The 23,146-nt window shown below is 66.2% G+C and carries 21 protein-coding genes; 9 read left to right on the top strand and 12 right to left on the bottom strand.

Features of this window, described 5'->3' with window-relative positions; translation table 11 throughout:
- Nucleotides 1–35: 35 nt before the first annotated feature.
- Nucleotides 36–413: a sirohydrochlorin chelatase gene (locus M3I56_RS22960; protein ID WP_254355959.1), complete on the top strand. Its 378-nt coding sequence runs from the start codon at nucleotides 36–38 to the stop codon at nucleotides 411–413.
- 75 nt (nucleotides 414–488) lie between these two features.
- On the opposite strand, the gene cobA is transcribed toward M3I56_RS22960, so the two are convergent.
- From cobA to M3I56_RS22930, 6 genes are all read right to left on the bottom strand, one after another.
- Nucleotides 489–1,262: a uroporphyrinogen-III C-methyltransferase gene (gene cobA / locus M3I56_RS22955; RefSeq protein WP_254355958.1), complete on the bottom strand. Its 774-nt coding sequence runs from the start codon at nucleotides 1,260–1,262 to the stop codon at nucleotides 489–491.
- A 53-nt stretch (nucleotides 1,263–1,315) separates the two neighbouring features.
- Nucleotides 1,316–2,632, bottom strand: a complete 1,317-nt coding sequence (locus M3I56_RS22950) for a sulfate adenylyltransferase subunit 1 (protein ID WP_254355957.1) — start codon at nucleotides 2,630–2,632, stop codon at nucleotides 1,316–1,318.
- Between the two features lie 25 nt (nucleotides 2,633–2,657).
- Nucleotides 2,658–3,620, bottom strand: coding sequence for a sulfate adenylyltransferase subunit CysD (gene cysD, locus M3I56_RS22945; RefSeq protein WP_028207775.1), 963 nt, complete (start codon nucleotides 3,618–3,620; stop codon nucleotides 2,658–2,660).
- 99 nt (nucleotides 3,621–3,719) lie between these two features.
- A complete protein-coding gene (locus M3I56_RS22940) occupies nucleotides 3,720–4,487 on the bottom strand; it encodes a phosphoadenylyl-sulfate reductase (RefSeq protein WP_254355956.1) in 768 nt (255 codons plus the stop codon).
- Entirely contained in the window at nucleotides 4,484–5,029 is a 546-nt protein-coding gene (locus M3I56_RS22935; protein ID WP_254355955.1) for a DUF934 domain-containing protein, read from the bottom strand. Before M3I56_RS22935 ends, M3I56_RS22940 begins: the two co-directional genes overlap by 4 nt.
- Nucleotides 5,030–5,072: 43 nt before the next feature.
- The gene (locus M3I56_RS22930; RefSeq protein WP_254355954.1) at nucleotides 5,073–6,743 is read right to left on the bottom strand and encodes a nitrite/sulfite reductase; all 1,671 of its coding nucleotides are present in this window, start codon (nucleotides 6,741–6,743) and stop codon (nucleotides 5,073–5,075) included.
- Nucleotides 6,744–6,991: 248 nt separating this feature from the next.
- Between M3I56_RS22930 and M3I56_RS22925 the strand changes: the two genes are divergently transcribed.
- The gene (locus tag M3I56_RS22925; protein ID WP_254355953.1) at nucleotides 6,992–7,933 is read left to right on the top strand and encodes a CysB family HTH-type transcriptional regulator; all 942 of its coding nucleotides are present in this window, start codon (nucleotides 6,992–6,994) and stop codon (nucleotides 7,931–7,933) included.
- Nucleotides 7,934–8,063: 130 nt separating this feature from the next.
- Entirely contained in the window at nucleotides 8,064–9,230 is a 1,167-nt protein-coding gene (locus M3I56_RS22920) for an ABC transporter substrate-binding protein (RefSeq protein ID WP_254355952.1), read from the top strand.
- 31 nt (nucleotides 9,231–9,261) lie between these two features.
- On the opposite strand, the gene M3I56_RS22915 is transcribed toward M3I56_RS22920, so the two are convergent.
- From M3I56_RS22915 to M3I56_RS22890, 6 genes are all read right to left on the bottom strand, one after another.
- Nucleotides 9,262–10,410, bottom strand: a complete 1,149-nt coding sequence (locus M3I56_RS22915; RefSeq protein ID WP_254355951.1) for a Gfo/Idh/MocA family protein — start codon at nucleotides 10,408–10,410, stop codon at nucleotides 9,262–9,264.
- A 25-nt stretch (nucleotides 10,411–10,435) separates the two neighbouring features.
- Nucleotides 10,436–11,485, bottom strand: coding sequence for a sugar phosphate isomerase/epimerase (locus M3I56_RS22910; protein ID WP_254355950.1), 1,050 nt, complete (start codon nucleotides 11,483–11,485; stop codon nucleotides 10,436–10,438).
- 14 nt (nucleotides 11,486–11,499) lie between these two features.
- Nucleotides 11,500–12,468: a substrate-binding domain-containing protein gene (locus M3I56_RS22905; RefSeq protein WP_254355949.1), complete on the bottom strand. Its 969-nt coding sequence runs from the start codon at nucleotides 12,466–12,468 to the stop codon at nucleotides 11,500–11,502.
- Nucleotides 12,469–12,569: 101 nt separating this feature from the next.
- Nucleotides 12,570–13,592, bottom strand: coding sequence for an ABC transporter permease (locus M3I56_RS22900; RefSeq protein ID WP_254355947.1), 1,023 nt, complete (start codon nucleotides 13,590–13,592; stop codon nucleotides 12,570–12,572).
- Entirely contained in the window at nucleotides 13,573–15,060 is a 1,488-nt protein-coding gene (locus M3I56_RS22895) for a sugar ABC transporter ATP-binding protein (protein ID WP_254355946.1), read from the bottom strand. Before M3I56_RS22895 ends, M3I56_RS22900 begins: the two co-directional genes overlap by 20 nt.
- Before the next feature lie 112 nt (nucleotides 15,061–15,172).
- Nucleotides 15,173–16,237: a LacI family DNA-binding transcriptional regulator gene (locus M3I56_RS22890; protein ID WP_254355945.1), complete on the bottom strand. Its 1,065-nt coding sequence runs from the start codon at nucleotides 16,235–16,237 to the stop codon at nucleotides 15,173–15,175.
- Between the two features lie 279 nt (nucleotides 16,238–16,516).
- Here M3I56_RS22890 and M3I56_RS22885 point away from each other — a divergent pair, with 279 nt between their 5' ends.
- From M3I56_RS22885 to urtD, 6 genes are all read left to right on the top strand, one after another.
- On the top strand, nucleotides 16,517–17,170 hold the full coding sequence (locus tag M3I56_RS22885) for a protein-L-isoaspartate O-methyltransferase (protein WP_254355944.1): 654 nt from the start codon (nucleotides 16,517–16,519) through the stop codon (nucleotides 17,168–17,170).
- 72 nt (nucleotides 17,171–17,242) lie between these two features.
- Nucleotides 17,243–17,566 (top strand): rhodanese-like domain-containing protein, encoded by a 324-nt coding sequence (locus tag M3I56_RS22880; RefSeq protein WP_254355942.1) that lies wholly within the window; start codon nucleotides 17,243–17,245, stop codon nucleotides 17,564–17,566.
- Between the two features lie 421 nt (nucleotides 17,567–17,987).
- Nucleotides 17,988–19,292, top strand: coding sequence for an urea ABC transporter substrate-binding protein (gene urtA / locus M3I56_RS22875; RefSeq protein WP_254355941.1), 1,305 nt, complete (start codon nucleotides 17,988–17,990; stop codon nucleotides 19,290–19,292).
- 113 nt (nucleotides 19,293–19,405) lie between these two features.
- Nucleotides 19,406–21,055 carry an urea ABC transporter permease subunit UrtB gene (gene urtB / locus M3I56_RS22870; protein WP_254355940.1) on the top strand — a complete coding sequence of 550 codons (1,650 nt, stop codon included), beginning with the start codon at nucleotides 19,406–19,408 and terminating at the stop codon, nucleotides 21,053–21,055.
- A 1-nt stretch (nucleotide 21,056) separates the two neighbouring features.
- The gene (gene urtC, locus M3I56_RS22865; protein ID WP_254355939.1) at nucleotides 21,057–22,250 is read left to right on the top strand and encodes an urea ABC transporter permease subunit UrtC; all 1,194 of its coding nucleotides are present in this window, start codon (nucleotides 21,057–21,059) and stop codon (nucleotides 22,248–22,250) included.
- Entirely contained in the window at nucleotides 22,247–23,128 is an 882-nt protein-coding gene (urtD, locus tag M3I56_RS22860; protein WP_254355938.1) for an urea ABC transporter ATP-binding protein UrtD, read from the top strand. Before urtC ends, urtD begins: the two co-directional genes overlap by 4 nt.
- Nucleotides 23,129–23,146 lie beyond the last annotated feature (18 nt).

Genomic DNA, 23,146 nt, shown 5'->3' with positions numbered 1-23,146 from the left:
AGCGTTCGGCCGCTAATTCGCACAGGCTCGCAAGCATGGGCATGCACGGCATGATTCTCTTCGGCCACGGCGCGCGCGACGCGCGCTGGCAAGAGCCGTTTCAGCGCCTGGCCACGAGACTCGCCGCCGCGCGCGGCGATGCGGGTCCGGTCGGTCTCGCCTTTCTCGAACTCATGACGCCGAGCCTGCCCGATGCCATCGCCGGGCAGGCTGCGGCGGGCTGCGACACGATCACGGTCGTGCCCGTGTTCTTTGGCCAGGGCGGCCACGTGCGCCGCGATCTGCCCGCGCTGGTCGCGCAATGCCAGAGCAAGCATCCGGATGTGCGCCTGCGCTGTGTGGGCGCGGTCGGCGAGGACGATGCGGTGCTCGATGCGATCGTGCGCTACTGCATCGAAAACGATCGCGACTAAAACCGCTTACGCATAAAAAACGGGCTCGCTTTTCGGCGAGCCCGTTTTGCTTTGCTGGCCTTGTTTTCGTGGCGCTTATGCCGCCGCGCGACGGCCCCGATGATCGTCCTGCGCATCATCCTCGCGTTGCGCCTGCCCTGCGCGTTCGGCGAACGCATCGCCGATCATGAGCAGGCTTGGCTGCGCCGGGTCGAGCCACTCCTGCGCCTCGCCCGCTGCGAGACCCGCCAGCGAAAGCGTCAGCGTGCGCTCGCGCGCGGTGCTGCAAGCTTCGACGATCGCCACCGGCGTGGCGCCCGCGCGGCCCGCCTCGATCAGCTGGCGCGCGATCTCGGGCGCGCTGTCGCGGCCCATGTAGAACACGAGTGAATCGGCGTTGACCTGCTCGCGAATCTCCTCGCTGCCCGCCGCGCGCGAATACGTCGCAAGCGCGACGCTGCGCGCCACGCCGCGCAGTGTAAGCGAGCGTTGCAGCGTCGCCGCGCTCGCCAGCGCCGCGGTAATGCCCGGCACGACTTCGAACTCGATGCCGGCCGCTTCGAGCGCGCGCATCTCCTCGTCGGCTCGGCCGAACAGCATCGGGTCGCCGCCCTTCAGACGCACGACCACGGCGTGCTCGCGCGCCGCATCGACAAGTTGCTTGTTGATGAAGTGCTGCGCCGTGGAGCGCTGCCCGCAGCGCTTGCCGACCGCGATGAACTTCGCGGTTTGCGGCGCGTACTCGAGCATGGCCGGCTCGACGAGCGCGTCGTGCAGCACGACGTCGGCGCTCGCGAGCAGCCGTGCGCCGCGTACCGTGATGAGGTCCGCTGCGCCCGGTCCCGCGCCGATCAGATATACCTTGCCCATTTGCTTCGAATCCATTGTTGCGGCCGCGCGCGGCCGCAATCTCGCGCAATGCCTTACGCCGAGAACGCGCGGATCATGCCCGCGGCCACCGTGTGATGCGTCGCCTCGTCGATCAGCACGAATGCGCCGGTGCCAGGATTCGCATCATACAGGTCGCAGACAAGCGGCTTCTGCAGCGAGAGCGCCACGCGGCCGATATCGTTCATCGCGAGTTCGTGGCGGTCGGTGGCGTGCGAGAGCGTGTGCACGTCGAGCACCTGCTTGACCGCGCCGATCTTCGCGAACACCGTGCTCGTGGTCTGCTTGAGCAGGTACTTGCGCTGCTGCGAGAGCGGCTCTTCGTCGAACCAGCAGAGGTCCGCTTCGAGCTTCTTCGCGGGTTGCGCAGCATCGGCCGCGGGCACGAAGGTGTCGCCGCGCGAGACGTCCACGTCTTCCGAAAGACGGATCGTGACGGTCTGGCCCGCGAACGCGCGATCCACCTGCCCCGTGCCGCCCGGCACCGGCGCGATGATTTCGGCCACCGTTGCGTTGCGCCCAGCCGGCAGCACCGAAATGGCGTCGCCGAGCTTCACTTCGCCCGCTTCGACACGGCCCATGTAACCGCGGAAGTCGTCGGCGCTGGAACCGTCCTGGCGCGCGACCCACTGCACCGGGAAGCGCAGCGCTTCGCCCGTCGCCTGCGCGACCGGCAGCTGTTCGAGCACGTCGAGCAGCGGCTCGCCCGCATACCACGGCATACGCTCGCTCGCGGCGACGATGTTGTCGCCCTTGAGCGCCGAAACCGGCACGAAGCGCACGTCATTGAGACCGAGCTGGCGCGCGAGCACGACATAGGCTTCGCGGATCAGATTGAACGTCGCTTCGCTGTAATCGACCAGATCCATCTTGTTGATCGCGACGATCACGTGCTGCAGGCCCAGCAGCTTGACGATGGCGCTGTGGCGCTTGGTTTGCGGCAGCAGTTGCGTGACACCGTTCTCGACCGTCACGCGCGTGGGGTCGATCAGGATGATCGCGGCGTGCGCCGTCGAAGCGCCCGTGACCATGTTGCGCGTGTACTGCTCGTGGCCGGGCGTGTCGGCGATGATGAACTTGCGCTTGGCCGTGGCGAAGTAACGGTACGCCACGTCGATCGTGATGCCCTGCTCGCGCTCGGCTTCGAGGCCGTCGGTGAGCAGCGACAGGTCGATCTCGTCGCCCACCGTGCGCTTGTTCTTCGCACGCGAAAGCGCCGAGAGCTGGTCGCTCAGAACAGCCTTGCTGTCGTACAGCAGGCGGCCGATCAGCGTGCTCTTGCCGTCGTCCACGCTGCCCGCCGTGATGAAGCGCAGCACGCCGAGGTCTTCAGGTTGATGCGTCGTAACCATGTCTAATCTTTCCTCTGCGTGCTCTTTAGAAATAACCTTGCTTCTTGCGCTGTTCCATCGCGGCTTCCGACGCCTGGTCGTCCATGCGCGTCGCACCGCGTTCCGTGATCTCGGTCACGGCCGTTTCAGCGATGATCTTCTCGACGTTGTCGGCATCGCTCGCCACCGGGCAGGTGCAGCTGATGTCGCCCACGGTGCGAAAACGCACCTGCGCCATTTCGCTGACTTCGCCTTCCTTCATCGGCGTGAGCGGCGTGACCGGCACGAGCAGGCCGTTGCGGCGTACGATCTCGCGCTGGTGCGCGTAGTAGATCGACGGCAGTTCGAGCTTCTCGCGCTCGATGTATTGCCACACGTCCAGTTCCGTCCAGTTCGAGATCGGGAACACGCGCAGGTGCTCGCCCTTGTGCAGGCGCGCGTTGTACAGGCTCCAGAGTTCCGGGCGCTGCGCCTTCGGGTCCCACTGGCCGAATTCATCGCGGAACGAGAAGATGCGCTCCTTCGCGCGGGCCTTCTCTTCGTCGCGGCGCGCACCGCCGATCATCGCCGTGTAGCCGTATTGCTCGATGGTTTCCAGCAGCGTGACCGCTTGCGCGGCGTTGCGCGAATCGGTTTCGCGGCGCAGGCGCACGGTGCCGCGCTTGATCGAATCTTCCACGTGACCGACCACGAGTTCCGCGCCGATTTCGGCTGCGCGGCGATCGCGGAAGTCGATCACTTCCTCGTAGTTGTGGCCCGTGTCGATGTGCACGAGCGGGAACGGCAGCGCGGTCTTGCGGTTCGCGCCGAGGCCGAACGCCTTGAGTGCGAGCGCCAGCACGACGACCGAGTCCTTGCCGCCCGAGAACAGCAGCGCAGGCTTGCTGCACTCGGCGACGAGTTCACGCAGGATGTGGATCGACTCGGCTTCGAGCCAGTCGAGATGGTCCATGCGGTTCGCCGTGACCTGGAGCGGTGCGTTCACTGCTGAGTCGAGCGTGGTGCTCATGTTCGGATCCTTCGTTTATTCGCGCCCTTTTTACGGAGCGCGCAGTACTCGGTATTCGGTAGCGCGCCGGTCTTCACGACGGCGCGACAAACTTGAATCTTAGTTCGCCTGGCCAATTGACGACACTTCGGACGACACTTCGACGACCGGAATGGCCGACACGGACGTGATGTGCAAGCCACATTCCTTCGTGTCGCGCGATTCCCACCACCAGCGGCCCGCGCGGCTGTCTTCGCCGGGACGGATCGCGCGCGTGCAGGGCTCGCAGCCGATGCTCGGGTAGCCGCGGGCGTGCAGCGGGTTCACCGGCACCTCGAAGGCGCGCAGGTAGGCCCAGACATCGGCTTCGGTCCAGTCGGCGAGCGGATTGAACTTGTCGATATTGCGCGCTTCGTCGCGTTCTTCCTCGTGCAGCTCCGCGCGCGTGACCGACTGCTCGCGGCGCTGGCCCGTGACCCAGGCGGAAACGCCCGAAAGCGCACGGTTCAGCGGCTCGACCTTGCGGATTTCGCAGCAGCGCTTGCGCAGATCGACGCTCTCGTAGAACGCATTCAGGCCGTGCTGGGCGACGTATTCGTCCACCGCGTCCTGTTGCGGATGAAACTGCTCGATCTCGTAGCCGTAGCGCTCGCGCACCACGTCGATCATGGCGAGCGTTTCGGCGTGCAGGCGGCCCGTGTTCAGCGAGAAGACGCCGATTTTCACAGCGCGCGAAAGAATCGCGTGCGTGAGCAGCATGTCTTCGGCGGCGAGGCTGCTGGCCAGCTTCACGTCGGCGTGACGCGCCGCGATCGAATCGAGCAGCGCGTCGAGGCGCCCGATTTTCGCCTGCAGCTCAGCCGTGATTTCGTTCGCGACGGTGCTCATGCTGCCGAACCTTGTTGTGCTTGTTGAGCCAGACGGCGGCGGAACAGCGGCGACGGTTCGTCGAAGGCGCCCTGGTATTGCACCGTGAACTCGGTGAACGCCTTGAGCGCGTCGTGGATGTCCTTGTCGGCGCGCACGGCGAACGCATCGAAGCCGCAGCGCTCGTGAAAGCGCAGCTGGTCGCGCAGCACGTCGCCGATCGCGCGCAGTTCGCCCTTGTAGCCATAGCGTTCGCGCAACAGACGGCCGATCGAAAAGCCGCGGCCATCGCGGAACACGGGGAAGTCCACGCCGATCAGCGCGAGCTTGTCGAAATCGCCGGCGATATCGGCCGGTTCGCTGTCCGGCGCGAGCCACACGCCGAGTTCGTCCTTGCCGCGCGCAGCGACGAGCGCATCGCGCTGCGCTTGCCAGTAAGCGAGCGGCACCAAAACCTTGCCTGCGGGCAACCCGGCAACCTCGGGCAATGCGCCGTCTTCGGCCGCACGCACGACTTGCCAGTTGTCTTCAACGATCTCGCGTTTTTTGATGATCAATGCCATTGCTCGAATCTCGTAGTCTCGTTGCGTACTTCAGTTGCGTACGTTAGGCGTGGGCCGGCTGGCGCGATGCGTACACGCGCTCCTTGAACGGCGCGATGCCGAGGCGGTCGTACGTGTCGATAAAGCGCTCGCCGTCGATGCGCAGCTCGACGAACGTGTCGACCACCTTCTGGATCACGTCGGGCATCTCTTCCGCCGAGAACGACGGTCCGATCACGCGGCCAAGGCGCGCGCTGTTGCCCTGCTCGCCGCCGAGCGACACCTGGTACCACTCCGAGCCGTCCTTATCCACGCCCAGAATGCCGATGTTGCCGACGTGGTGGTGACCGCACGAGTTCATGCAACCCGAGATATTGAGCGACAGGTCGCCCAGGTCGTAGACGAAATCGAGGTTGTCGAAACGCTCCTGAATGGCCAGCGCGATGGGGATCGACTTCGCATTGGCGAGCGAGCAGAAGTCGCCGCCCGGGCACGCGATGATGTCGGTCAACAGGCCAATGTTCGCGGTCGCGAAACCTTGCGCCTTCGCCTTTTCCCACAGCGCGAACAGGTCGTGCTTCTTGACGTCGGCGAGGATCAGGTTCTGCTCGTGCGAGACGCGGATCTGGCCGAACGAGTATTCGTCGGCCCAGTCGGCCACGGCTTCCATCTGCGCGTCGGTGGCGTCGCCCGGCGCGATGTTGCGCGGCTTGAGCGAGAGCGTGACCGACGAATAGCCCGGCACGCGGTGCGGGCGCACATTGCGCTCGACCCAGCGCGCGAACGCACGGTTTTCCAGCAGATGCTTTTCGTACGTCGTATCCGTATCGGCGATCTTTTCATACGCCGGCGGCACGAAGGACTGCGAGACGCGATCGAGTTCTTCCTGCGTGAGCGTCGAGGGGCCGTCCTTGAGGTGCTGCCACTCTTCTTCGACCTGCTCGGCGAACTTCGCCGGCGAGAGCGCCTTCACGAGAATCTTGATGCGCGCCTTGTACATGTTGTCGCGGCGGCCGTAGCGGTTGTACACGCGCAGCACGGCTTCGCAGTAGGTCAGCAGGTGCTGCCACGGCAGGTCGCGCTTGATGATGGCGCCGACGATCGGCGTACGGCCGAGGCCACCGCCCGCGAGGATGCTCGCGACGATTTCGCCCTTCTCGTTACGCTCGAGGTAGACGCCCAGATCGTGGATCTGCACGGCGGCGCGGTCTTCCTTCGTGCCGGAAACGGCGATCTTGAACTTGCGCGGCAGCCACGCGAATTCCGGGTGGAACGTCGACCACTGGCGCAGGATTTCGGCCCACGGGCGCGGATCGACGATCTCGTCGGGCGCGACGCCCGCGAACTGGTCGGCGGTGATGTTGCGGATGCAGTTGCCCGAGGTCTGGATGCCATGCATCTGCACGGAAGCCAGCTTGCGCAGGATTTCCGGCGTGTCTTCGAGCTTGATCCAGTTGTACTGGATGTTCGAGCGCGTCGAGAAGTGGCCGTAGCCGCGGTCGTGCTCGCGCGCGATCGTGCCGAGCATGCGGAGCTGGTCGCTGCGCAGATTGCCGTACGGAATCGCGATGCGGTGCATGTAGGCGTGACGCTGGTAGTACAGGCCGTTTTGCAGACGCAGCGGACGGAACTCTTCTTCGCTCAATTCGCCCGACAGGCGGCGGCGGACCTGGTCGCTGTATTGCGCGACGCGTTCGTCGACGATGGTCTGGTCGTACTGATCGTATTGGTACATTCGGGGACCCCAGGGTTTGGTTCAATCGCGGCGTTCCGGTTACGCCGCGCTCCGATTTCTCGACTTCGCGCTTTCCGCTCTGTCCTGCCTCTCGCGAGGCGGCCGCGCCTTCAACCGCGCCGGTCATTTGCTAATGACCAAAACAGATATCCATATTGGAAAAGTTGGAGGAATGGTAATAAACTCGCCTTATATTTCAAACGACTCAAAAATCAGGTCGATATGCAAACAGGTTATAAGGGTTATCTATGAACCTGCACCAGTTCCGCTTCGTGCGTGAGGCGGTACGCCAGAACTTCAACCTCACGGAAGCGGCCAAGGCACTGTATACAAGCCAGCCGGGCGTCTCGAAGGCGATCATCGAGCTGGAAGACGAGCTTGGAGTCGAAATCTTTACGCGCCACGGCAAGCGCGTGCGCTCGCTCACGGAGCCGGGCCGGATCATCCTCGCCTCGGTGGAGCGCATTCTGCAGGAAGTGGAGAGCCTCAAGCGCGTGGGCAAGGACTACGCAGCGCAGGATCAGGGCAACCTCACCATCGCCGCCACGCACACGCAGGCGCGCTATTCGCTGCCCGCCGCCATCGCCGAGTTCAAGCGGCGCTTTCCGAAGGTGCACCTCTCGATCCTGCAAGGCAGCCCCACCCAGGTCGCGGAAATGGTGCTCCATGACCAGGCCGATCTGTGCATCGCGACCGAGGCCATCTCCGGCTACAAGGAACTGGTGTCGCTGCCCTGCTTCACGTGGCATCACGTGGCGGTGATGCTGCCCGACCACCCGCTGCTCGAGCGCAAGCCGCTTTCGCTCGACGATCTGGCCCAATATCCGCTGATCACCTACGACAATGCGTTCGCCGGGCGTACCAAGATCAACGACGCGTTCCGCCTGCGCGCGCTCTCGCCCGACATCGTGCTGGAAGCCATCGACGCCGACGTGATCAAAACCTATGTGGAGCTGGGCCTGGGCGTCGGGATCATGGCCGACATCGCCTTCAACGCCGAGCGCGACCGGCACCTGCGCGCGTTGCCCGTGGGGCATCTGTTCGGCAGCAACGTCACGCGCGTCGCACTCAAGCAGGGCGCTTACCTGCGCAGCTATGTGTATACGCTCGTCGAGCTGCTTTCGCCGAGCCTGAATCGCAAGCTCATCGAGCAGGCGCTCAAGGGCGAACACGAGACTTACGAGCTGTAGCGCCTCACGCCGGTGCCGGAACAAAAATCAGACAAAATCCGCATTACGACAACATCACTTCTCGCCAGCTCTGCATGGGGTCAGAGTAAGGCGCTGAAGCGCCAACTCTGATCGACAGGAGACTCAACGGATGAAGCTGTCCACGCTTTTGCGCCCGCTCGCCGCGGCTGTCGCCCTTGCCGCCGCCACGTTCGCCCCGGCCGCCCACGCCGACATCAAGGTAGGCATCGACCTCTCGAGCACGGGGCCCGCTGCCGTCATCGGCATCACGAGCAAGAACGCCATGCTGATGTGGCCCGAGACGATTGCGGGCCAGAAGGCCGACTACATCGTGCTCGACGACGGTTCGGACCCGGGCGCCGCCGTGCGCAACATCCACAAGCTCATCAACGAAGATCACGTGGACGTGATCGTCGGGCCGAATATCACGCCGGCGGCGCTCGCGGCGCTCGACCCGGTGGCAGAGAGCAAGACGCCGATGATCACGCTGGTCGGCTCGGGCTCGGCGGTCGAGCCGCAGCAGGGCGCGCGCGTGTGGGCCTTCAAGATGGCGCAGACCGATGCCGCCATGGCCGACGTCATGACGCGCTACATGGCCGCGCACGGCGTGAAGACCGTGGGCTTCATCGGCTTCGCGGATAGCTACGGCGACAGCTGGCTCAACGAATTCACGAAGTACGCGAAGGAACGCAACATCCAGATCGTGGCGACCGAGCGGTACAACCGCACCGACGCTAGCGTGACGGGCCAGATTCTCAAGCTGATCGCGGCCAAGCCGGACGCCATGCTGATTGCCGGCGCAGGCACGCCAACCGTGCTGCCGCAACGCACGTTGATCGAGCGCGGCTACAAGGGGCCGATTTACCAGACGCACGGCATCGCCACGCCTGAATTCATCAAGCTGGGCGGCAAGGACGTGGAAGGCACCCTGTTCCCGACCCAGCCGGTGGTGGTGGCGCGCACGCTGCCGGCCGACCAGCCGGCGCAGAAGGCGGCGCTCGCCTTCGTCGATGCCTACGAGGCGAAGTACGGCCCGGGCACGGTCACGCAATTCGCAGGCGACGCGGCCGGCGTGTACCCGCGCTTGCAGGACGCGGTTGCGCGCGCGCTCAAGACCGCGCAGCCGGGCACCGAGGCGTTCCGCGTGGCGTTGCGCAGTGAGCTGGAGCACGCGCACGAAGTGGTCGTGCCCAACGGCGTGGTGAACACGAGCCCGGCGGACCACGTGGGCCTCGACCAGCGCGCGAGCGTGATGGGCACGGTACGCGGGGGCAAGTTCGTGTATCTGGGGCAGTAAGCCTCTTCGCTCAATTCATCCGAATGGCCAATCACGGCCGCACGATGCTGCGCCAGGCGCCACCCGCCGCGCTGCTTGCCAGCACGGCGTCGATAAAGCGCAGTCCCTCCACGCCGTCGTCGACCGTCGTCAGTAGCCGGCTTGTGCTCGGCGCGGCCTCGCCGGCCTCGCGCGCCAGGATCTGCGCGGCGGCGTCGCGATAGAGCTGCGCGAACGCCTCCAGATAGCCTTCCGGATGCCCCGGCGGCACGCGCGTCGCGTGCCGTGCGGCGGCCCCCGTCACGCGCCCGCGCGTAAGCCGCTGCGCCTCGCCGCCCTGCGGCGTGAACCACAGCAGATTAGGCTCCTCCTGATCGAACGCGAGGCTCGCCTTCGTGCCATACACGCGCAGCCGCAACGCGTTCTCCGCGCCGCTCGCCACCTGGCTTGCCCACAGCATGCCGCGCGCGCCATTGGCGTAGCGCAGCATGGCCTGCACGTGGTCGTCCACGCGGCGGCCCGGCACGAAGGTATGCACTTCTGCCGCGAGCGATTCGGGCACGAGCGCGCTCACGAACGCCGCCAGCTGATAAGCATGCGTGCCGATATCGCCCAGACACCCCGCCGGCCCCGCGAGCGCCGGATCGGTGCGCCACGTCGCCTGACGATTTGCGCCACCGCGCTCGACGGGATTGGCGAGCCAGTCCTGCGCGTACTCGACCTGCACGATGCGCACCTCGCCAATCTCACCCGCCTCGACCAGCTCACGTGCATGCCGCGCGAGCGGATAGCCCGAATACGTATGCGTGAGCGCGAACACGAGATTCGCGTCGCGTGCGTGTTGCGCGAGCGCTTCGCCCTCGGCGAGCGAGACCGCGAGCGGCTTGTCGCAGATCACGTGAATGCCCGCCTCCATGAACGCATGCGCCACCGGCGCGTGCAGATGGTTCGGCGTGACGATGGCCACCGCGTCGATGCCATCCTCGCGCGCGCCTTCCACGCTCGCCATCTCGCGCCAGTGGGCGTAGCTGCGCGCAAGGCCGAGCGCCTCGGCGCTCGACTGCGCGCGCGCCGCATCGGACGACAGTGCGCCCGCGACGAGTTCGAAACCATCGTCGAGACGAGCCGCGATGCGATGCACGGCGCCGATGAACGCCCCCTCGCCGCCGCCGACCATCCCGAGCCTGAGTCTTCGAGTCATTGCGTAGCTCCTCAGAGAATCGCGTTCAGAGGCCCAGCACGCCCCTCACCTGCGTCGCATCGACGCCGCTGCCCGCGAAGTCGTCGAACGCGTGCCCGGCCACGCGGATGATGTGCCGCTTGATGAAGTCCGCGCCTTCGCGCGCGCCGTCGTGCGGATGCTTGAGGGCGCACTCCCATTCGAGCACCGCCCAGCCCGGATAGTCGTACTGCGTGAGCTTCGAGAAGATCGCGCCGAAGTCGATCTGCCCGTCGCCGAGCGAGCGAAAGCGCCCCGCGCGCTCCACCCAACCGCTATAGCCGCCGTACACACCTTGTTTGCCCGTGGGGCGGAATTCGGCGTCCTTCACGTGAAAGGCCTTGATGCGCGCGTGATAGATGTCGATGAACGCGAGGTAATCGAGCTGCTGCAGCACGAAGTGGCTCGGGTCGTAGAGGATGTTCGCGCGCGGATGATCGCCCACTGCCGCAAGAAAGCGCTCGAAGGTCACGCCATCGTGCAGATCCTCGCCCGGGTGCAGTTCGTAGCAAACGTCGACACCCGCTGCATCGAACGCGTCGAGAATCGGCCGCCAGCGGCGCGCGAGTTCATCGAAGGCGGCTTCGACGAGACCCGCCGGCCGCTGCGGCCACGGATAGAAGTACGGCCACGCCAGCGCGCCCGAAAACGTCACGTGCGCGCTGAGCCCCAGATTCTTCGAGGCGCGCGCGGCCAGCATCAACTGCTCGACGGCCCACGCCGTGCGCGCTTCGCGATCGCCGCGCAGCTGCGGCGGCGCGAAGCCGTCGAACAGCGTGTCGTAGGCGGGATGCACGGCCACGAGCTGCCCTTGCAGATGCGTGGAAAGCTCGGTGATCGTCACCCCGGCGTCGTCGGCCTGCTGGCGCAGGTCGTCGCAGTACGCCACGCTCGACGCGGCCTGCGCGAGATCGACGAGGCGCGCATCCGTGGGCACCTGGATGCCCTTGTAGCCGAGCTGGGCCGCCCAGCCGGCCATGTGCGCGAAGCTGTCGAACGGCGCGTCGTCGCCGAGAAACTGCGCGAGGAATATCGCTGGGCCTTTGATTGTCTTCATCGCAAGCCCCGTCCTCAGAACGGCGAATCGGGGAAGTAGAACTGCTTCGCGTTCTCCTTGGTGATCAGCACCGAAGGGATGATCGTCGTGGGCGGCAGCGACTTGCCCTGCAAACGCGCTTCGGCCGTGAGCTTGATCGCGTCGTAGATGAACTTCGGCGAGTACGACACATCGGCCTTGATGAGCGGGTCGCCGTCCATCACGCGCTTGACCATTTCCTTCGACCCCGCACCGCCGAACACGATCTTGATGTCGTTGCGTTTGGCCTGGTCGATTGCCTTGAGCACGCCCACGGCCATGTCGTCGTCGGCGGCCCAGACGGCGTCGATGTGCTTGAAGCGCGTAAGGTAGTCCTGCATCGTGCGGAACGCGTCGTCGCGGTTCCAGTTCGCGTACTTCGCGTCGAGGATCTTGATGCCGGGATCGCCCTTGAGCACCGACGTGAACGCGGTCCAGCGCTCGTTGTCGAGCGTGGTGGGAATGCCGCGCAGCGCGACGATATCGCCCTTGCCGCCCAACTGCTTCGCGAGATATTCGGCGGGGATCTTGCCGAACGCCGTATTGTCGCCGGCCACATAGGCATCCTGCGCGCTCGTGTCGGTCAAGCCGCGATCGACCACCGTCACGTACACGCCCTGCTTCTTCACCTGCGCAACCGGCTGCGTGAGCGAAGCCGATTCATACGGGAAGATCACGAGCGCGTTGATCTTGTTGACGGTCACGAGGTCTTGCAACTGGTTTGCCTGATCGGGCGCGTTCGCCGCCGTCTTGACGATGACCTTGAGGTCCGGGTGCGCCTTTTCGAGGTCCTTCTTCGCCTCGTTCGCCCACCACACGATGCCGCCCGTGAAGCCATGATCGGCCGTGGGAATCGCCACGCCCAGCGTGACCTTGTCGTCAGCGCGCGCCGCGCCCGCACCGAACGTCGCCGCTACGCCAAGCGCCAGCGCGCCCGCACACATCGTTCGAATCATCTTCTTCATGATGCCGTCTCCTATCGTGCGGGCCAGCGCCCGTTCTTGCGTTGAGTTTTCGCTGCCTCCTTCGACTTCCCCACCGCCCTGCCAGATCTGCTTCGATATCCTTACCGTCTGCCACGCTGCAGGAAGGCCACCGCGATGATTGCCACGCCCTGCACCGCCGCGTTCAGATACACACTGATGATGCTCGTGAGATTGAGAATATTGGCGATGACCGAGAGCAGCACCGCGCCGACCACGGTGCCCGCCACGCGCCCTTCGCCGCCCTTGAGCGCCGTGCCGCCCACCACCACGGCGGCGATCGCCTCCAGTTCCCACAGCAAACCCGTCGTCGGCGTGGCGGAGCCCAGGCGCGGCACATAGAGCACCGTCGCCACGCCCACGCACACGCCCAGCAGCACGTAAGTTGCGCACTTCACGCGATCGACGCGGATCGCCGCATAGCGCGCGACCTGCTCGTTCGAGCCGATCGCCTGCACGTGCCGACCGAACGCTGTGCGGTTGAGAATGAGCGCACCGCCCGCCGCCGTGAGCGCGAACACCCACACGGGCACCGGAATGCCGAAAAGGCTCGCGTAATAGACCGGCCCGTAGAAGTCGACGAGATTGTTCTGCAGCGTGAGCGCGCCGCCGTCGGCCAGCCAGGTGAGCACCGAGCGGAAGATGCCGAGCGTGCCGAGCGTGACGATGAAAGGCTCGATGCGCCCGCGCGTGATCAGCAAGCCATGCGCGAGGCCGAACACCGCGCCGAGCACAAGCGCGATCGCCATGCCGATCGCGACGATGGCCATGGGCGCAAACGCGTGTTCGGTCGCGGCCAGCGTGTTCATCACCCAGATCATCACGCCCGCGATGAGCGCGGCCATCGAGCCGACCGAAAGATCGATGCCGCCCGAAATGATCACGAACGTCATGCCCACGGAAATGATGCCGATGAACGAGGTGCGCGTGAGCACGTTGAGCAGGTTGCCGGCGGTGGCGAAATCGCGGTTGAGCAGCGTGCCGAGCACGCACAGCAGGATCAGGCCGATGAGCGGCCCGACGCCCGCGAGCCGGTGCACGAATCGCGCCGCGGCCGAGCGCGCGCCACGGCCTTCGGACGCCGCGTCAGTGGGTGCCGGTTGCATGAGCGATCAGCTCCTCTTCGTTCAGATGTTCGTGGCCGAGCGTGGCGACGAGCCGGCCCGCGCGCATCACGGCCACGCGATGCGCGAGCCCGATCAGCTCGACCAGTTCGGACGAGATCACGACGACCGCCCGCCCCGAGGCCGCGAGCCGCTGGATCAGGAAATAGATGTCGCGCTTCGCGCCCACGTCCACGCCGCGCGTGGGCTCGTCGAGCACGATCACGCGTGGGTCGGGCTGCAGGAACTTGGCGAGCGCGAGCTTCTGCTGGTTGCCGCCCGAGAGCGTGCGTGCGCGGCTGTCGAGGTCGCCGGTGCGGATGCCGAATTCGCGCACCGCCTTCTCCAGCGCGCGGCGGCCCGCCTTGAGGTCGAGCAGCGGATGGCCGTAGCGCTCGAGCGTCATGAGCGTGAGGTTGTCCTGCAGCGTGAGGTTCAGGTGCAGGCCGCGGCCCTTGCGGTCTTCGCTCAGGTACGTGAGGCCATGGCGCATCGCGTCGCGCGGGTGGCGCAGCGTCACGGCGCGGCCGTCGATCTCGACCTCGCCCGCATGCTTGTGGCGCAGGCCCACGATCGCCTCGAACGCCTCGCTGCGCCCCGCGCCCACGAGCCCCGCGAAGCCGAGAATCTCGCCCGCGCGTACCTCGAAGCTCAGATCCTCGACCCAGCCCGCCACGGCGAGATTCGTCACGCGCAGCGCGACGGGAGCAATCTCGGGCGCTTCGCTCTTCTCCGGAAACATGTCGGAGACGTCGCGGCCCACCATGAGGTTCGCCATCTGCTGGCGCGCAAGACCCGCCGTCGCGCTCGCGGCCACGAAGCGGCCGTCGCGCATCACGACCACGTCGTCGGTGATCTTCTCCACCTCGTCGAGCTTGTGCGAGATGTAGACGAGCGTCGTGCCCGCGGCGCGCAGCTTCGTCATGAGCGCGAAAAGGCGCGCGGTTTCGGCGGGCGTGAGCGTGGCCGTGGGCTCGTCCATGATGAGCAGGCGCGCGTGCCGCGAGAGCGCCTTGGCGATCTCCACGAGCTGTTTTTCGGCGACGATCAGCTCGCGCACTTTCACATCCGGGTCGCGCGCGAGGCCCACCTGCGCGAGCAGTTCGCGCGCTTCGCGGCGCATGGCGGTGTCGTCGACGAGCCAGCCTTTGCGCTTCTCGTGGCCGAGGAAGATGTTCTGCGCGATCGTCAGGTGCTCGGCCAGATTGAACTCCTGGTGGATCAGCACGATGCCGGCGGCTTCGGCCTCGCGCGAGCCTTCGAAGTGGCGCGCCACGCCGTCCACGAGCATCTCGCCCGCGCTCGCGTTTTCGTAGCCCGCGAGGATCTTCATGAGCGTGGACTTGCCCGCGCCGTTCTCGCCCAGCAGCCCGTGAATGCGCCCCGGCGCGAGCTCGAAGCTCACGCCGTACAGCACGCGCACGGGACCGAAGTCCTTGCGGATGTCGTTGAACTTCACGGCGACGCTCATGCGCGTGCGCTCCTCCAGTGGCCTTGTCGGCGGGCTCCGGCGGGCGGCTTGCGCCACCCGCCATCACGCCGCTGGTCTCCCCTGCTATGTGTTCGCTTGCGTTTTTTTGGCTTCACCCGCTCTCACGCACCACCAGCCGATGCGGCAGCAGCACGCCCGGCACGCTCGCGCGCGGGTCGGCGAAACGCCGCAGCAACAGGCGCGCGGCGGTCTCGCCCAGTTCCCGCATGGGCTGCGCGATCGTCGTGAGCGGCGGGTCGATCTGCGCGGCGAGCGCGATATCGTCGAAGCCGACCACGGCGACGTCGTGCGGCACGCGCCGCCCCGCACCGCGCAGGCCGTTGACCACGCCCACCGCGAGCGTGTCCGACACCGCGAAGATCGCGTCGGGCGCGTCGCCCGCCGGCAACTGCATGAGCGCGGCGGCGGCCTGCGCGCCCGCCTCGTAGTCGAGGCAGTTCACATTCACGCGCCAGGCGTCGCGCAGCGCGATGCCCGCTTCGCCGAGCGCATCGCGCCAGCCGTCGCGGCGCTGCTGTGCGTAGAGGTAGTGCTCGTCGGAGTTGATGAGCGCGACACGTCGCCGCCCCCGCGCGATCAGATGCCGCACCGCGTCGTGCGCGGCCCGGTAGTTGTCGATGCCCACATACGGCACGCCCACGTCCGGATCGAACTCGCAGCACGCCACCCACGGCAGCGCCGTCGATTCGGCGGCCAGCGCGTGCTGCACCGTTGCCGGGTCGAGACAGATCGCCCCGTCCGCGCGATGGCGGCGCAGCAGGTCGAAGTAGCTGCGCTCGCGGCCGGCGTCGGCGCCCGTGTCGCACAGCAGCAGGAAAAAGCCGTGCTGGCGCGCGACGCTGTCGATGCCGCGCACGATCTCCGCGTAAAACGGGTTGCCGAAGTCGGGCACCATCGTCAGGAGCAGGCGGCTTTCGGCGGTGCGCAGGTTGCGCGCGAGTTCGTTCACGCGGTAGCCGCTCGTCTCGATCTCGGCGAGCACGCGCTCGCGGGTCGCGGAGCGCACGTTCGCATGGCCGTTGAGCACGCGCGAGACCGTCGCAACCGAGACGCCCGCGCGCTGCGCCACCGCCGCGATCGAGCCCCCGCGCGCGGCGGTGTCGGCGCTGGCATCTTCGTCTTGCGGCTGCGGTGATCGGGACGAGCGGGCGGACATGGGCGAAGGCGATCGTGACCGGTTCGGAAACCTGCGGCGGCGGCGTGAGCCGTTCGGACGCGTCAAAATGTAATCGATTACATTTTTGGTACGAGAACCGCAAAACCGCAAGGCGCACGAAGCCAGGACAAACACCGATCCGTCAATGCCCCCGGAACCCCCTCCCGCTGCCGTCGGCGCGGCCAGGCCAGAGCCGGTTTGCTACAATTCTCCGATTGCCCGACGCCCTTTTTGCCGGGCTTCGATCCGAACCGATCCCGACCACAACGCCGAGTCACCATGAACATCGAACAAGCGCGTTTCAACATGATCGAACAGCAGATTCGCCCCTGGGAAGTGCTCGACCAGGACGTGCTGAACCTGCTCTCGATCGTCAAGCGTGAGCATTTCGTCCCCGAGGTCTACACCGCCCTCGCGTTCGCCGACCTCGAAGTGCCGCTGCCGAACGGCCAGCACATGATGGCGCCGCGCGTCGAAGCGCGCGTGCTGCAGGAACTCGCGGTGAAGAAGCATGAGAGCGTGCTGGAAATCGGCGCGGGCTCCGGCTACATGGCGGCGCTGCTTGCGCACCGGGCGCAGAAGGTGCTGAGCGTGGAGATCGACACGGAACTCGCCGAATTCGCGGGCGCGAACTTCGTCAAGAACGGTGTGCTGAACGCCGAAGTCGTGCTCGGCGACGGCGCACGCGGCTGGGCCGCGAATGCGCCGTACGACGTGATCTGCGTCTCGGGCGGCCTGCCGGTCGTGCCGCAGGAACTGCTCGAGCAGCTCAAGGTGGGCGGGCGTCTGGCCGCTTTCGTGGGCGGCGCGCCGGTCATGGAAGCGCAGATCATCACGCGCATCGACGAAAAGCAGTTCCGCATTGCCGGCGTGTTCGAGACTTACGTCGAGCCGCTGCAGAACGCCGTGCATCCGCCGCGCTTCAAGTTCTAAGGCGCTGCCAACCTGCCGCGTCGCCGGGTTCCATGCACGGCAGCCCGGCTTACTTACCCGATTGAGTGTTCCATGCAGAATCTGACCGCCCCCGCCCTCGCCGAATGGCTTGCCGATACCTCGCGCGAGACTCCCATACTGCTCGACGTGCGCGAGCCGTGGGAAATCGAAACGGCAAAGATCGCCGGCAGCACGTCGATCCCCATGCGCGAGATCCCCGCGCGCAGCGAGGAACTGGACGACGAGGCGCAGATCGTCTGCATTTGCCACCACGGCGCACGCAGCGCCCAGGTGGCGATGTTCCTCGAGTCGCGCGGCTACACGAAGGTGTTCAACCTGCAAGGCGGCATCGACGCCTGGTCGCGTCAGGTCGACCCCAAGGTGCCGACGTACTAAGCAGGCGCACGCCAGCTTAACGAAAAGGCGCGAAAGGGCGCGGCTCAGGCCGCGCCCTTTGGCATTTCTGGGCCGCTCGCTGCGGTCCACGGCGTGCAGCACCCGCACGCCCCTCATGCACAACGATGCAGCGCGCCCTGCCGCACCGTTCGTCCCGCTTCATGCATGCGCGCACTGAGACGATGCAGCGCGCCCGAACATGCATCTCGCTGCACCACAATCGCCCGCCCATTGTGTGGCCACCGATGCGTCCCGCATCGCCGCGCGCCTGATGGGGCAAGCCTGGCGCTTTCCCTTCGCGCTGGCACAACGCTTGCAGAAGGGTGTGCGCAAGACACGCCACACACACCGGGCGGCGCGCAAGACGACAAACGACCACGCGCCACGGCCCACGACTCACTCACGGACAAGAGGCACAACAATGAAACGTCGCAGTCTGTTGAAACTCGGGACGATGTCGGGCGCACTCGCGGCTGCGGGGCGCATGCCGTTCGCGCACGCGGACACCGGCAGCGGGCCGATCAAGGTCGGCATCCTGCATTCGCTCTCGGGCACGATGGCCATTTCGGAGACCTCACTGAAAGACACCGCGTTGATGACGATCGCCGACATCAACAAGAACGGCGGCGTGATGGGGCGTCAGATCCAGCCCGTGGTGGTCGATCCGGCCTCGAACTGGCCGCTCTTCGCCGAAAAGGCGCGCCAGCTCCTCACGCAGGACAAGGTGGCCTGCGTATTCGGCTGCTGGACCTCGGTGTCGCGCAAGTCGGTGCTGCCGGTGTTCGAGGAACTCAACGGCCTGCTCTACTACCCCGTGCAATACGAAGGGGAAGAGATGTCGCGCAACGTGTTCTACACGGGCGCGGCGCCCAACCAGCAGGCCATTCCCGCGGTGCAATACCTGATGAGCGCCGAAGGCGGCGGCGCGAAGCGCTTCTTCCTGCTCGGCACCGACTATGTGTATCCGCGCACGACCAACAAGATCCTGCGGTCCTTTCTGCACTCGAAGGGCGTGAAGGACAGCGATATTCAGGAGGTCTACACGCCGTTCGGCCATAGCGACTATCAGACCATCGTCGCGAACATCAAGACGTTCTCGCAAGGCGGCAAGACCACCGTCGTGTCGACCATCAACGGCGACTCGAACGTGCCGTTCTACAAGGAGCTCGGCAACCAGGGCATCAAGGCGACCGACGTGCCCGTGGTCGCGTTCTCCGTGGGCGAGGAAGAGCTGCGCGGCATCGACACGAAGCCGCTCGTGGGGCACCTCGCGGCGTGGAACTACTTCATGTCGGTGAAAGGCCCGAACAACACGAAGTTCAAGGAGCAGTTCGAAGCCTGGGTGCAGGCGAACAACCTGCCCGGCGGCAGCAAACGCGTGACCAACGACCCGATGGAAGCGACCTTCGTAGGCATCCATATGTGGAAGCAGGCCGTGGAAAAGGCGAAGAGCACCGACGTCGACAAGGTGCGCGTGGCCATGATCGGCCAGACCGTGGCGGCGCCCTCGGGCTTCACGCTCACGATGGACGGCAACCATCACCTGCACAAGCCGGTGATGATCGGCGAGATTCGCGGCGACGGCCAGTTCAACGTGGTGTGGAAAACGAAGACCGCCGTGCGCGCGCAGCCGTGGAGCCCGTTCATCGCCGGCAACGAAGGCAAGCCGGATGTGGTCTCCTCGAACGCGCTGCCTGCCTTCCTGCGCCGCTCGCGCGTGGCCTGACGTTGTCTTCGCGAGCGCTGCGCCGCAAGGTAGCGCGCTCGCGTGCCCTGTCTACGGGCCGCGGCGTAACGGCAGGGTGTTGCGCTGTGGCCCGCACCCAAAAAGAAAGCACCATGGCTCTCTCACTCCCGAGGTACGCGCGCGCGGGCTTGCGCCACGCGCTCGCAGCGGCTGCGCTCTTCACGGCGCTATGCACATGCGCGCACGCACTCGAAGCGGCCGACGTCGCCCCGCTCGGCGGCGACGACTTCGACGCGAAATCCGCGGCGATCGACAAGCTCATCGCCACGCGCGACGCCGCGTCGCTTGCGCTCCTGAAAGCGCTCGCCGACGACAACGTCACGGCAACCGACTCCGGCGAAGTGCTCGTGCAGGATGGTACGGATGGACAAGGCGCGCACGACGCCGCAACGGGCCAGCCCGTCGCCGCGAACATCGCTTCGAGCGCGCAGCCCATCACGCTGAACAACCTGTTGCGCTCGAAGGTAGCGGGCGCGGTCTCGGGCCTGCAACTCGCCTCGCCCGACCTGGAAACGCGCCGGGCGGCCATTAACGGGTTGCTGAAGAACCCCGACCCGGCCATGAAGCCGATGATCGACACCGCGCGCGCGAAGGAAACCGACCCGGCGCTCAAGCGCCGTCTCGACACGCTCTGGGCGATGACCGCGCTGCACGACCCGAATGCGGCCACGCGCCTCGAGGCGGCGAAGCTCGTCGCGGCGCGCCACGATCTCGACATGTTCGAACTGCTGCGCCCGCTCGTCGCGAAGAACGCGAGCGGCGCGTACAACGAGCCCGATGCCGACGTGCGCGCAGCGGTGCAACAAGGCATCGACTCGCTCGACGCCATCCAGCGCCGCAGCGAGATCGCCGGCACGCTGTTCGCGGGCCTCTCGCTCGGCAGCGTGCTGCTGCTCGCGGCGCTCGGCCTCGCCATCACCTATGGGCTCATCGGCGTCATCAATATGGCGCACGGCGAGTTCCTCATGATCGGTGCGTACGCAACCTATGTCGTGCAAACGCTCGTGCAGCGCTATGCGCCCGGCGCGTTCGACTGGTATCCGCTCTTCGCGATTCCCGCTTCGTTCGTCGTCGCCGCGCTCGTGGGCGCGGTGATCGAGCGGCTCGTGATCCGCCACCTCTACGGCCGCCCGCTCGAAACGCTGCTCACCACGTTCGGCATCAGCCTCATTCTCATTCAGGCCACACGCATGATCTTCGGCGCGCAGAACGTGCAGGTCGAAAACCCCTCGTGGATGAGCGGCGGCGTGACCGTCATGCCCAACCTCATCCTGCCGTACAACCGCCTCGCGATCCTCGCGTTCTCGCTGATCGTGGTGGGCATTGCGTGGACCGTGCTCACGAAGACGCGTCTTGGCCTGTTCGTGCGCGCCGTCACGCAAAATCGCCGCATGGCCGCCTGCGTGGGTGTGCGCACCGCGCGCGTGGACGCATGGGCCTTCGCGTTCGGCGCGGGCGTGGCGGGCCTTGGCGGCTGCGCGCTCTCGCAGATCGGCAACGTCGGTCCCGACCTCGGCCAGAGCTACATCATCGATTCGTTCATGGCCGTGGTGCTGGGCGGCGTCGGGCAGATTGCGGGCACCGTGCTCGGCGGCTTCGGACTCGGCCTCGTCTCCAAGGCCATCGAGCCGTTCTGGGGCGCCGTACTCGCGAAGATCGCCGTGCTCGTGCTGATCGTGCTCTTCATCCAGAAGCGTCCGCAGGGGCTTTTCGCCCTCAAGGGCCGCAGCGCGGAGGCATGACATGACGAGCGTCACTTCCCCTTCCACGCGTCACACGCTGGGCGCCACGCGGACTTCGGGCGACGGCGCCGAAACCTTCGCCCTCGGCTTGCCCGCGCGGGCCGCCCTGCTCTCGCCGCGCGCCTGGCTCGCGCTCATCGTGCTGATCCTCGTCATCGGCGTGGGCGTGCCGCTTTGCGCGCTGGTGCTGCCGCAAGCGAGCGCGCTGCATCTTTCCGCGTATGCGATGACGCTGGGCGGCAAGCTCATGTGCTATGCGATCGCCGCGCTCGCGCTCGATCTCGTGTGGGGCTATTGCGGCATTCTGAGCCTCGGGCACGGCCTCTTCTTCGCGCTGGGCGGCTACGCCATCGGCATGTACCTCATGCGCGAGATCGGTCACGACGGAAAGTACGGCAGCGACCTGCCCGACTTCATGGTGTTTCTCGACTGGCATGCGCTGCCGTGGTACTGGCAAGGCACGCAGCACCTCGGCTATGCGCTCCTGCTCGTCGTGCTCGTGCCGGCCGTGGTCGCCTGGGTATTCGGCTTCTTCACGTTCCGCTCGCGCGTGAAGGGCGTGTACCTCTCGATCATCACGCAGGCCATGACGTTCGCCGCGATGCTGCTGTTCTATCGCAACGAAACGGGCTTCGGCGGCAACAACGGCTTCACCGACTTCAAGCGCATCGCGGGCATGCCGATCACGCATCCGGGCACGCGCACCGTGCTGTTCCTGCTGACGTTCGCCGTGCTCGTGCTCGCGTTTCTCGGCGCGCGCGCCATCGTCACCTCGAAGCTCGGGCGTGTGGTGAGCGCGGTGCGCGACGGCGAAACGCGCCTCATGTTTCTCGGCTACAGCCCGCTTGGCTACAAGCTGTTCGTGTGGACCGTCTCCGCGGTCCTGTGCGGCATCGCAGGCGCGCTCTACGTGCCGCAGGTCGGCATCATCAACCCGAGCGAGATGTCGCCCGGCAACTCGATCGAAATGGCGATCTGGGTGGCCGTGGGCGGACGCGGCACGCTCATCGGGCCGATCATCGGCGCGTTCGCCGTGAACGGCGCAAAGAGCTTCTTCACCGCGCATTTCGCCGAGTACTGGCTGTTCTTCCTCGGCCTGATGTTCGTGCTCGTGCCGCTGCTGCTGCCCAACGGCATCATGGGGCTCATCGAACTCATCCGGAACCGGATCACCACGCGGAGCGAACGCCCATGAACGGACACAGCGTGATCAGCGACCCGCTCAACCACAACCCCTTCGACGACGCCCTCAAGTACGACGAAATCGCCCTCTCCGGCGTGGCGGAGCTCGGGCACGTGGTCGAACCCGGCGCGATCGACATCTCGCACGGCACGATCCTGTATCTCGAAGACGTAACCGTGAGCTTCGACGGCTTTCGTGCGCTCAACAAGCTTTCGCTCGTGATCGACGCGGGCGAGCTGCGCTGCGTGATCGGCCCGAACGGCGCGGGCAAGACCACGATGATGGATGTCATCACCGGCAAGACCGCGCCCGATTCGGGCAAGGTGTTCCTCGGGCAGACGCTCGACCTCACGCGCATGAACGAGCCGGCCATCGCGCGCGCGGGCATTGGCCGCAAGTTCCAGAAGCCCACGGTGTTCGAGCAGCATCCCGTCTGGGAGAACCTCGAACTCGCGATGAAGGCCGACAAGGGCTGGTTCGCCACGCTGCGCGCGCGCCTGGGGCGCGAGGCGCAGGCGAAGATCGAGGAAACGCTCGAGGTGATCCGGCTGGAGAGCGACGCGCGACGCCTGGCCGGCGAGCTGTCACACGGCCAGAAGCAGCGGCTCGAAATCGGCATGCTGCTCATGCAGAAACCGCAACTGCTGCTGCTCGACGAGCCCGCCGCCGGCATGACCGACGACGAAACCATGGAACTCGCGAAGCTGCTCAACCGCCTGCGCGGCAGCTGCTCGATGATGGTGGTCGAGCACGACATGGAGTTCGTCGCGGCGCTCGCGGGTGAAACCGGGCGCGTCACGGTGATGGCCGAAGGCAGCGTGCTCGCACACGGCACGCTCGACGATGTGAAGCGCGAAGAAGCGGTCATCGAATCGTATCTGGGCCGCTAGGGCCGTTTTGAATAGATC

The organism is Paraburkholderia sp. CNPSo 3281 (assembly GCF_024206515.1).
In the GTDB taxonomy this organism is placed as follows: domain Bacteria; phylum Pseudomonadota; class Gammaproteobacteria; order Burkholderiales; family Burkholderiaceae; genus Paraburkholderia; species Paraburkholderia nodosa.
Note: the sequence above shows the minus strand (reverse complement) of the source record. Positions and strands in the feature narration are given on the sequence as shown.

Bases quoted from the DNA above. Each gene is read 5' to 3' on its own strand.
- M3I56_RS22960 (WP_254355959.1), top strand. From the start codon at position 36: ATGGGCATGCACGGCATGATTCTCTTCGGCCACGGCGCGCGCGACGCG.
- cobA (WP_254355958.1), bottom strand. From the start codon at position 1,262: ATGGGCAAGGTATATCTGATCGGCGCGGGACCGGGCGCAGCGGACCTC.
- M3I56_RS22950 (WP_254355957.1), bottom strand. From the start codon at position 2,632: ATGGTTACGACGCATCAACCTGAAGACCTCGGCGTGCTGCGCTTCATC.
- cysD (WP_028207775.1), bottom strand. From the start codon at position 3,620: ATGAGCACCACGCTCGACTCAGCAGTGAACGCACCGCTCCAGGTCACG.
- M3I56_RS22940 (WP_254355956.1), bottom strand. From the start codon at position 4,487: ATGAGCACCGTCGCGAACGAAATCACGGCTGAGCTGCAGGCGAAAATC.
- M3I56_RS22935 (WP_254355955.1), bottom strand. From the start codon at position 5,029: ATGGCATTGATCATCAAAAAACGCGAGATCGTTGAAGACAACTGGCAA.
- M3I56_RS22930 (WP_254355954.1), bottom strand. From the start codon at position 6,743: ATGTACCAATACGATCAGTACGACCAGACCATCGTCGACGAACGCGTC.
- M3I56_RS22925 (WP_254355953.1), top strand. From the start codon at position 6,992: ATGAACCTGCACCAGTTCCGCTTCGTGCGTGAGGCGGTACGCCAGAAC.
- M3I56_RS22920 (WP_254355952.1), top strand. From the start codon at position 8,064: ATGAAGCTGTCCACGCTTTTGCGCCCGCTCGCCGCGGCTGTCGCCCTT.
- M3I56_RS22915 (WP_254355951.1), bottom strand. From the start codon at position 10,410: ATGACTCGAAGACTCAGGCTCGGGATGGTCGGCGGCGGCGAGGGGGCG.
- M3I56_RS22910 (WP_254355950.1), bottom strand. From the start codon at position 11,485: ATGAAGACAATCAAAGGCCCAGCGATATTCCTCGCGCAGTTTCTCGGC.
- M3I56_RS22905 (WP_254355949.1), bottom strand. From the start codon at position 12,468: ATGAAGAAGATGATTCGAACGATGTGTGCGGGCGCGCTGGCGCTTGGC.
- M3I56_RS22900 (WP_254355947.1), bottom strand. From the start codon at position 13,592: ATGCAACCGGCACCCACTGACGCGGCGTCCGAAGGCCGTGGCGCGCGC.
- M3I56_RS22895 (WP_254355946.1), bottom strand. From the start codon at position 15,060: ATGAGCGTCGCCGTGAAGTTCAACGACATCCGCAAGGACTTCGGTCCC.
- M3I56_RS22890 (WP_254355945.1), bottom strand. From the start codon at position 16,237: ATGTCCGCCCGCTCGTCCCGATCACCGCAGCCGCAAGACGAAGATGCC.
- M3I56_RS22885 (WP_254355944.1), top strand. From the start codon at position 16,517: ATGAACATCGAACAAGCGCGTTTCAACATGATCGAACAGCAGATTCGC.
- M3I56_RS22880 (WP_254355942.1), top strand. From the start codon at position 17,243: ATGCAGAATCTGACCGCCCCCGCCCTCGCCGAATGGCTTGCCGATACC.
- urtA (WP_254355941.1), top strand. From the start codon at position 17,988: ATGAAACGTCGCAGTCTGTTGAAACTCGGGACGATGTCGGGCGCACTC.
- urtB (WP_254355940.1), top strand. From the start codon at position 19,406: ATGGCTCTCTCACTCCCGAGGTACGCGCGCGCGGGCTTGCGCCACGCG.
- urtC (WP_254355939.1), top strand. From the start codon at position 21,057: ATGACGAGCGTCACTTCCCCTTCCACGCGTCACACGCTGGGCGCCACG.
- urtD (WP_254355938.1), top strand. From the start codon at position 22,247: ATGAACGGACACAGCGTGATCAGCGACCCGCTCAACCACAACCCCTTC.